General features: G+C 38.4%; 9 protein-coding genes. All 9 read left to right on the top strand.

Going from position 1 to position 8,977, the window contains the following annotated elements; genetic code table 11:
- A partial coding sequence (locus VIH09_RS07100) for a serine hydrolase domain-containing protein (RefSeq protein WP_331579314.1) occupies window positions 1-1,071 on the top strand: 1,071 nt, incomplete at its 5' end.
- A gap of 68 nt (window positions 1,072-1,139) precedes the next feature.
- Entirely contained in the window at window positions 1,140-1,349 is a 210-nt protein-coding gene (locus tag VIH09_RS07095) for a hypothetical protein (RefSeq protein WP_331579312.1), read from the top strand.
- A 30-nt stretch (window positions 1,350-1,379) separates the two neighbouring features.
- Window positions 1,380-1,862, top strand: a complete 483-nt coding sequence (locus VIH09_RS07090) for a GNAT family N-acetyltransferase (protein WP_331579310.1) — start codon at window positions 1,380-1,382, stop codon at window positions 1,860-1,862.
- Window positions 1,863-1,956: 94 nt separating this feature from the next.
- The gene (locus VIH09_RS07085) at window positions 1,957-2,451 is read left to right on the top strand and encodes an SRPBCC domain-containing protein (RefSeq protein ID WP_331579308.1); all 495 of its coding nucleotides are present in this window, start codon (window positions 1,957-1,959) and stop codon (window positions 2,449-2,451) included.
- A gap of 391 nt (window positions 2,452-2,842) precedes the next feature.
- Window positions 2,843-4,156 (top strand): pitrilysin family protein, encoded by a 1,314-nt coding sequence (locus VIH09_RS07080; RefSeq protein WP_331579306.1) that lies wholly within the window; start codon window positions 2,843-2,845, stop codon window positions 4,154-4,156.
- 4 nt (window positions 4,157-4,160) lie between these two features.
- Complete coding sequence (locus VIH09_RS07075; protein ID WP_331579304.1) at window positions 4,161-5,561, top strand: pitrilysin family protein; 1,401 nt, start codon at window positions 4,161-4,163, stop codon at window positions 5,559-5,561.
- A 215-nt stretch (window positions 5,562-5,776) separates the two neighbouring features.
- Window positions 5,777-7,018 carry an HD domain-containing protein gene (locus VIH09_RS07070; protein WP_331579302.1) on the top strand — a complete coding sequence of 414 codons (1,242 nt, stop codon included), beginning with the start codon at window positions 5,777-5,779 and terminating at the stop codon, window positions 7,016-7,018.
- Between the two features lie 27 nt (window positions 7,019-7,045).
- Complete coding sequence (gene lpxD, locus VIH09_RS07065) at window positions 7,046-8,089, top strand: UDP-3-O-(3-hydroxymyristoyl)glucosamine N-acyltransferase (RefSeq protein WP_331579300.1); 1,044 nt, start codon at window positions 7,046-7,048, stop codon at window positions 8,087-8,089.
- Window positions 8,082-8,977, top strand: an 896-nt coding sequence (gene lpxC, locus VIH09_RS07060) for a UDP-3-O-acyl-N-acetylglucosamine deacetylase (protein WP_331579298.1), incomplete at its 3' end; no start/stop codon positions are given. The genes lpxD and lpxC, both read left to right, overlap by 8 nt.

Raw genomic sequence — 8,977 nt, 5'->3', positions numbered from 1 at the left:
AAAAAAACAATGATTTTAGTTGCCGTCTTTGCGGTCAGTACCATTGCTCATTCGCAAGCTGATAAAGTGGATATTGCGATAAAAGAGCTGATGCAAAAAAACAAGATTGTTGGTTTGCAACTTGCGGTGGTCAAAAACAACGCCATTGTCAAAACGGGGCATTACGGGCTGGCAAATATCGAGGATTCGACTGCCGTGGATGACGAAACTGTTTTCAGCATTAACTCGATGACTAAATCAATTACCGGAGTTGCCATTATGCAACTGGTAGAAAAAGGAAAATTGAAACTGGAAGATCCCATTTCTAAATATTTGGACAGTTTGCCTAATCCATGGCGAAATATCACCGTAAAACAACTGGCAACGCATACCTCCGGAATCCCTGATATTTGGGAGAGACCAGAACATATGTGGTCAAACGATAGCGCTGAATTGTTTAAAAAAATAAAAGAGCAGCCTATCGTTTTTCACCCTGGAGAGGAACAACGCTACAACCAAACCAATTTCTTGTTGCTTGGAAAGATTATCGAAAAAATTAGCGGCCAATCTTTTGAAGAATATGTAAACGAAAACCAGTTTGAAAAAGCGGCTATGAAACGTTCGATCAAAGCGGGGATGGGCGATTTTTTCTCAGTAATTGATCATTCCGCAAGACCATATACGTATTATATCAATGGTAGCTTAACTAATATATACCAACCGATGCCCAAAAATTTGTATCCCGCAGGGGGAACATTTTCCACCGCGACGGAAATGGCAAAATGGGCAATTGCTTTACAAACGAATAAATTTATCAATAAAGAAAGCCTAAAAATGCTGTTGGCTCCAGTAACTTTAAAGGATGGATCGATACATGAAGGAAACGGTTTCTTTAATCAAAATTCTATCGGTTTTTTTATAGCCACAAAATCTAAGGCTCCTGTAATTGCCACTTTTGGCGGTGCTAGAAATGCCGTATTCATCTATCCAAAAGATAAAATTACCGTTGTTGTATTAAGTAATTTAGTGGGTGGACATCCACAAAATTTCATTGAAGAAATTGCCAATTTATATATGGCGGATAAGAAATAAAGAGTTGCTGCCCAATGCTATTTTCAAATCTTTAAAGAAATTTAAAATAAAACCACAAATCATCATTTATGAAAATGCCTAAAAACGCCTATCTAGTACTTGCCATTATATTTTCAATCTCTTTTATCGACTCTCTATTCGATAACGAGGCGACACACGAACTTTTCTTTTGGGAAGTCAATATGTGGGTGTATCGGTTTTTTAGATTAGGATTGGCGGTGCTGTTTATGAAATCCTACCTGGATATGAGAAATGCCGAAAAGATAACTGAGGAATAAGTGCAGCGGAGCGTAAACGAAAATACAACTATGAAAGAATTGATAATAGCCCCGTACGAAGCAAAACACCAGCAAGAATTTAGAAGACTTTCCATGGAATGGTTGGAAAAGTTTGACTTGTTGGAGGAAGCCGATATGCCAATGCTTGAGCATCCCCAAGAGGTCATTTTGGATAAAGGGGGTTTCATTTTTCTGGCACATTATGACAATGCAATCGTGGGTACCATTTCAATGATTAGAGAGGGAGAAAATAATTTCGAAATATTGAAGCTGGGCGTGAATAACGGGTATCAGGGACTGGGAATCGGGCGAAAATTAATGGTTCACTGTCTCGATTTGTGCAAACAGCTGGAGGGCAACACCGTTATTCTGGAAACCAATACAAAACTCGTAAGCGCCATAACGCTCTATAAAAGTTTGGGCTTCGGTGAAATTCCGTTGACCGATGTGATGTTTCAGACCGCTGACTGTAAGATGGAACTTGATTTGTCTTGTTGGATTAGTTCTTTGTAATCCCTTAATATTCCGTATCTTAGTTGTCTCTTTTGCATTTCAAAATAGGGAAGTGCGGGATTTAAAGAGAACGTGTAATCAAAAAGAAAAGAAGATGGAAACTTTTGACTGGACTAAATTCACAAAGAAAATCGCCGTGAAAGGAAATCTTTTTGACATCTACAATGCCTGGACCAAACCGTCGGCATTAGAGAATTGGTTCTTGAGTAAGGCCGTTTTTATAAGACCGGAGAGCGGTATTGTTGACCGTCACCAAAACATATTAAAAAAGGACAGCTATGAATGGTCTTGGTTTTTATACGATGCGGTGGAGAAAGGGAAAATAACCAAAGCGAATGGAATTGACCACCTGCAATTTACTTTCGCGGGAGAATGCCTAGTCGATGTTGAGCTCAAGCAAGACGGGGAATACGTGATCGTAAAGTTAACCCAGAAAAATATCCCAACCGATGATGTGTCCAAACGCAATATCCGCCTTGGTTGCGAATCGGGCTGGTCTTTTTATCTTTTGAATTTAAAGTCCATTTATGAAGGGGGTGTAGATTTAAGAAATAAAAACCCTGAATTTATAGGGATGCTAAACAGTTAAGCATAAAGTAAGCAATTAATTTGATTTCTCTTTTATCAAATTGACATATCTAATCACATTTAATGTCGAACGCCCAGTAAGCTTTGGATCAATCGTTAAACTTCATGTCGCTTGGACCAATAAGGCCAAACAAACTTTCAATTTATTGAAATGGAAATTCGAAAAGCTTTTTGGTTCCGGAAATCTCTATGCTTGCGAATTTTCAAATAAAATTCTTGTTAAACTAAAATCTTTTTTAAATTAGCTTATAAAAAAATTGGAGATATCAAGAATTTTGGAATTGGTTTCGCGTGTTAGCTTGAAATTTGCCTCCAGGAACTTATACTTTGTTTATACAAAAATAGAATTACAATAAAATGTGGAATGTTTAATTAATGTTTATTTATGTAATATGAAAAAAATAATATTGCCTCTTTTTCTGATGCTGGGGCTTGTGGGTCAAGCACAAATGAAAGCAGATGACGTAGAAACTTTTACCTTGAAAAATGGTATGAAATTCCTGGTTGTGGAAGACTTTTCCATTCCCAATGCCAACATGTATTTATTTTATAAGGTGGGAAGCCGTAACGAGTACCAGGGGATTACCGGGCTTTCTCACTTCTTTGAACACATGATGTTCAACGGGGCCAAAAAATATGGTCCTAAATTTTTTGACCAAACAATGGAATTCAACGGCGGTGCCAATAACGCCTATACCACCGAAAATGTTACTGTATATACGGACTGGTTTCCAGCCTCGGCCTCAGAAATTATTTTTGACATGGAAGCCGACAGGATTGCCAGCTTAAGTATCGATCCAAAAATGGTCGAAAGCGAAAGAGGAGTGGTGCTAAGTGAAAGACGCACCGGACTGGAGAACTCTCCGTGGCGATTTTTATCGCAATCTGTTCAGGCAACCGCTTTTCAGGAGCATCCGTACCACTGGCCAGTCATTGGTTATGAAGACGATATGAAAAACTGGACCCAGCAAGATTTGGAACGTTATTTTAAAACCTACTACGCACCAAATAACTGCGTGGTTGTTGTCTCCGGAGCTATCAAAGCGGATCAGGTGAAAGAATTTGCCGAAAAGTATTTAGAACCGATTCCCGCACAACCCGCACCACCTGCAGTGCACATAGTGGAACCTGAACAAACCGGGGAGCGTCGAATAACAGTTAAAAAAGAGGTTGCAACTCCGTATCTAATGATCGCCTATCATACTCCCGAGTCCAAAAATGAGGATTACTATGCATTAAACATTCTGAGTTCCATACTTTCAAGTGGACAATCGTCAAGATTATATACTGCCTTGGTTGACAAACAGCAATTAGCAACTCAGATAGCGACTGACTTTGGTGATAGTTTTGACCCAAACCTTTTCAGTTTCTACGCTGTCGCCAATAAGAACATTAATGAAACAGATTTGGAAAACGCGATATATGTGGAAATCGAAAAAATAAAAACCAATGGCATCAGCGAAACTGAACTTCAAAAAATCAAAAATCAAAAACTGATGGAGTTTTATTCCCAAGTGGAAACGATCAACGGGAAGTCAAACAATATAGGGACGTATGAAGTGTTTTTTGGAGATTATCGAAAAATGTTCAATGCGCCAGCCAACTACAATAAGATTACGGTTGCTGATGTGCAGAACGTTGCCAAAAAATATTTCACAAAAAGCAACAGAACAGTAGGTATATTAAAAACAAACGTAGAAAATTAATTTTATGGAACCAATCAAAAAAACAATACTAACGGCCTGTTTACTGCTATTGACACAAATAAGCCTAACTGCGCAGGGCTATAAATTACCCGATTATACCACTTTTAAATTGTCTAATGGGCTTACCGTTTACCTGATGGAACAACATGATGTTCCCATAATAAGCGTATCGGCGATACTTCCTGCGGGTGCCATTTATGACAATGATCAAGCGGGTCTTGCGTCTTTAACGGCCACCGCCCTAAAACATGGCACTGAAAATTACACAAAGACAAAACTTGATGAAGAACTAGACTTTATAGGGGCTCATGTAAATACATACGCAACCAAAGAATATGCGGGACTTTCGTCCAATTTTGCCTCAAAAGATAAAGTCAAGGTACTGGGAATCATAAAGGACATAATGCTCAATCCTGTGTTTGACCAGACGGAGTTTGATAAAGAGAAAAGCCGTCTGTTAGTGTCGCTTGAGCAGCAAAAAGAAAGCCCAAGATCAGTAATAGGATCCTATTTCGATGCCTTTTTGTACGGGAATCATCCTTATGGCAACGTAATTAATGGTGTCAACTCCACCGTCAGTAAATTGACCGTAGAGGATGTGACTGATTTTTATAGAGCGAATTATAAACCAGATAACTCCGCCATTAGTGTAGTTGGGGATTTTAATGCTAAAGAAATGAAAGGGGTGTTATCTGCTTTGTTCTCAAAGTGGGAAAAATCGACGAAAGAAAAAGAAAATCCCGCAACAAAAACAATCAGCAATCCTACCGAAAACAGAGTGTTGTTAGTCAATAAAAACGACGCTAAGGAAACCACATTTTATATAGGAGCTCCAGGAATAAGCAGAAACAATCCCGATTTTGTGGCTATTGAAGTAGTCAACACGCTTTTTGGGGGACGATTCACTTCTATGTTGAATGACGAACTGCGTGTAAATTCAGGTTTGACTTACGGGGCATCCAGCAGATTTGGCGCTTTGAAAGGCGGAGGTTCTTTTGCTATTAGCACCTTTACTGCCAACGCAACTACAGAAGCCGCAATTGATAAAGCATTGGAAGTGGTCAATAAATTGCACGCTAACGGTCTTGATGAAAAATCGTTGGCCTCAGCCAAAAATTATGTCAAAGGGCAATTTCCCCCGCGTTATGAAACATCAGCACAACTTTCCGGGCTAATGACACAAATGTTCTGGTATAATTTTGACAAATCGTTCATCGATAATTTCGAAAAAAATGTTGACGGTCTCAACTTGGCAAAAGCAAACCAAATCATTGCCAAGTATTTCCCTAAGGACAAATTCCAATTTGTTTTAGTGGGCCAATCAGCAGAAATCAAAAAAATAGCCGAAAAGTACGGTAAAGTTACCGAAGTGGATATAAAAGACGAACAGAAAAAAGTCTTGTAAGAAACGGGAAAGCGGGGATGATATCCCCGCTTTTTTTTATATGATTTTGTAATTTTAAGATTTTGCCCTTAAATTTTAAGGACGGGACTCATAAAATCCCAAAAGTTTTAAACATTATAAAATCAGTCCAATTTGATGGAAAACAGCCAGTCATTTTAGCCTAGCCGTTATGCAATCTAATTTGACTATATTTGTTGACCTAAAAGAAAGTTATAGTGAGTCAAATCAATAAACTGAAAATATTCAATGATCCCATTTACGGGTTCATCACCATCCCGAATGCCTTAATTTATGACCTTATACAACATCCTTATTTTCAACGTTTAAGAAGAATTTCCCAGATGGGCTTGTCGTATTTGGTGTATCCCGGAGCCAATCATACCCGTTTTCATCACGCTTTGGGCTGCATGCATTTGATGCAAAAGGCGGTTGAAGTGCTTCGTTTTAAAGGTGTTTCCATTACCACTGAGGAAGAGAACGCCTTATATATCGCCATTTTATTGCACGATATAGGCCACGGACCCTTTTCCCATGCCATGGAAAAAAGCATCGTGGAGGATGTGCACCATGAGGAAATCTCGTTGTTGTTTATGCACCAATTGAATGTGGAATTTAATGGGCAGTTGAGTTTGGCCATTCAGGTATTTGAGGGGGATTATCACCGTAAATTCATGTTGCAGCTTATTTCGAGCCAATTGGACATGGACCGAATGGATTATTTAAAACGAGACAGCTTCTATTCGGGCGTTGCGGAAGGAAATGTCAATTCGGAGCGATTGATCCAGATGATGAATGTTGTGGACGATGTGTTGGTGATCGAAGAAAAAGGAATCTATTCAGTAGAGAAATTCTTGATGTCCAGACGATTGATGTACTGGCAGGCTTATCTACACAAAACCAGTTTAGTGGCTGAATTGATTTTGACCAGAATATTAAAACGCGCCAAAGAACTCACTTTAAAAGGAATGGTTTTGCCATGCAGCGAACCCTTGCAGTTTTTTTTACAAAATAAGATTACCTTAGATACGTTTAATACAGGGACTTTGGATTTGTTTTCCCAGTTGGATGATTTTGATATCATTAGTGCTTTGAAATCATGGCAACGCCAGAACGATTTTATCTTGTCTTCGTTGAGCAAGATGATCATCAACAGGGATCTATTGAAAATAAAATTAACCAGTGAAAAAGTGCCGGTTGAAGATTTGCAGCCATTGAAGGAACGTTTTGCATCGGATAATAACATAAGCATAACGGAAACCAATTATTTTATCTTTAAAGGAAAAATAAAAAATCAGGCGTATAGTAAGGAACAGGAACCCATACGAATTTTGAAAAAGGACAAGACGGTCGAGGATGTTATTGAATCTTCTGACCAACTGAATTTAAAATCGTTATCAAAATCAGTCACCAAATATTACATCTGTTTCCCAAAACAACTTGTGGAAATGAACATTTAAAATCTATTTTTTTATATTTTTGTCGGAATGAAATTTACAGCAGAACAAATAGCGGGGATTTTGGACGGTGAAGTTGTTGGGAATCCCAATGCTGAAGTGCATGAATTATCTAAAATTGAAGAAGGAAAAGACGGTTCGTTGACTTTTTTGTCGAACCCTAAATACAATAGTTTCATTTATACTACAGATGCTAGCATTACGATTGTAAACAAATCGTTTGAGCCAGAATCAAATTTAAAAACAACATTAATAAAAGTGGACGATGCCTACCTGGCATTTTCAAAATTACTGGAATTTTACGATCAGGCGAAAGGAAATAAAAGCGGAATAGAGCAGCCATCAGTTATCTCGGAAAACACCAAATATGGCAAAAATTTATATTTGGGTAGTTTTAGTTATATAGGTTCAAAGGTAGTGATTGGTGACAATGTCAAGATTTATCCTAATTGTTTTATTGGAGATAATGTTGTCATTGGAGATAATGTGACTATTTTTGCGGGTGCCAAAATATATTCGGAAACGGTCATCGGAAGCAGTTGCGCGATTCATTCTGGGGCTATAATTGGGGCGGACGGTTTCGGTTTTGCACCAAATTCCGACGGAACATTTAAAAAAATACCCCAGATAGGGAACGTTATTATAGAGGATAATGTCGATATTGGATCCTGCACTACCATCGATAGAGCGACAATGGGCTCTACAATCATAAGAAAAGGCGTAAAGCTTGATAATCAAATTCAGATTGCCCATAATGTCGAAATAGGTGAAAACACGGTGATTGCCGCACAAACGGGCATTGCGGGTTCGACAAAAATTGGCAGAAACGGGATGATCGGCGGACAGGTGGGAATTGCGGGGCATTTGACCATTGGTAATAATGTTCGCATTCAAGCGCAGTCCGGTGTCGGAAGGAATATTAAAGACAATGAAATCTTACAGGGTAGTCCGACATTTGGATACAATGATTTTAGCAAATCATATGTCCATTTCAAGAATTTACCAAAAATTGTTGCAGAGTTAGAAGAATTAAAGAAACAAATAATAAACCAAAAAAACGGGAATAATGGTTAAACAGAAGACTATCAAGACGGAAATCTCGCTTACTGGAGTTGGATTACATACCGGTAAAGAGGTTAAAATGACTTTTAAGCCGGCTCCAATCAATAATGGGTTCACTTTTGTCAGAATAGATCTAGAGGGACAACCTGTTGTTGAAGCTGACGCGAATTATGTTGTTAACACGCAAAGAGGAACCAATTTAGAAAAACTGGGAGTAAAAATCCAAACTCCGGAACATGTTCTGGCGGCATTAGTCGGATGCGATTTGGACAATGTGATTATAGAATTAAACGCTTCTGAGCTGCCTATAATGGATGGTTCATCCAAATATTTTGTTGAAGCGCTTGAAAAAGCGGGAGTTGAAGAACAAAATGCAAAACGCAAGGTATATGTGGTAAAAGAGGTTATCTCTTTTACTGATGAAGCTTCCGGAAGTGAAATTTTAATCATGCCAAGTGACCATTATTGCGTTACTGCCATGGTAGATTTTGGGACCAAAATATTAGGTACGCAAAATGCCAACATGAAAAGCATTGCCGATTTTAAAACGGAAATATCTGAATCAAGAACATTTAGTTTTTTACATGAATTGGAGGAATTGTTGGACAACGGGCTAATCAAAGGTGGCGATTTGAATAACGCTATTGTATATGTTGATAAAGAAATATCTGCAGCTACAATGGAGAATTTGAAAGTTGCGTTCGGTAAAGAGACCATCAATGTGAAACCTAATGGTATATTAGACAACCTAACATTACATTACCCTAATGAGGCTGCCAGACACAAATTGCTTGACGTTGTTGGGGATTTAGCCTTGATTGGCACAAAAATACAGGGTAAGGTTATCGCTAACAAGCCAGGCCACTTTGTCAATACCCAATTTGCCAAGAAAATGGCAAA

This window comes from Flavobacterium sp. (genome assembly GCF_036515215.1).
Classification (GTDB): Bacteria; Bacteroidota; Bacteroidia; order Flavobacteriales; family Flavobacteriaceae; genus Flavobacterium.
This window is presented reverse-complemented; position numbering and strand designations above follow the sequence as displayed.

Excerpts from the sequence above, each read along its gene's own strand:
- VIH09_RS07080 (WP_331579306.1), top strand. The coding sequence starts at position 2,843 with ATGAAAAAAATAATATTGCCTCTTTTTCTGATGCTGGGGCTTGTGGGT.
- VIH09_RS07085 (WP_331579308.1), top strand. The coding sequence starts at position 1,957 with ATGGAAACTTTTGACTGGACTAAATTCACAAAGAAAATCGCCGTGAAA.
- lpxD (WP_331579300.1), top strand. The coding sequence starts at position 7,046 with ATGAAATTTACAGCAGAACAAATAGCGGGGATTTTGGACGGTGAAGTT.
- VIH09_RS07090 (WP_331579310.1), top strand. The coding sequence starts at position 1,380 with ATGAAAGAATTGATAATAGCCCCGTACGAAGCAAAACACCAGCAAGAA.
- VIH09_RS07075 (WP_331579304.1), top strand. The coding sequence starts at position 4,161 with ATGGAACCAATCAAAAAAACAATACTAACGGCCTGTTTACTGCTATTG.
- VIH09_RS07095 (WP_331579312.1), top strand. The coding sequence starts at position 1,140 with ATGAAAATGCCTAAAAACGCCTATCTAGTACTTGCCATTATATTTTCA.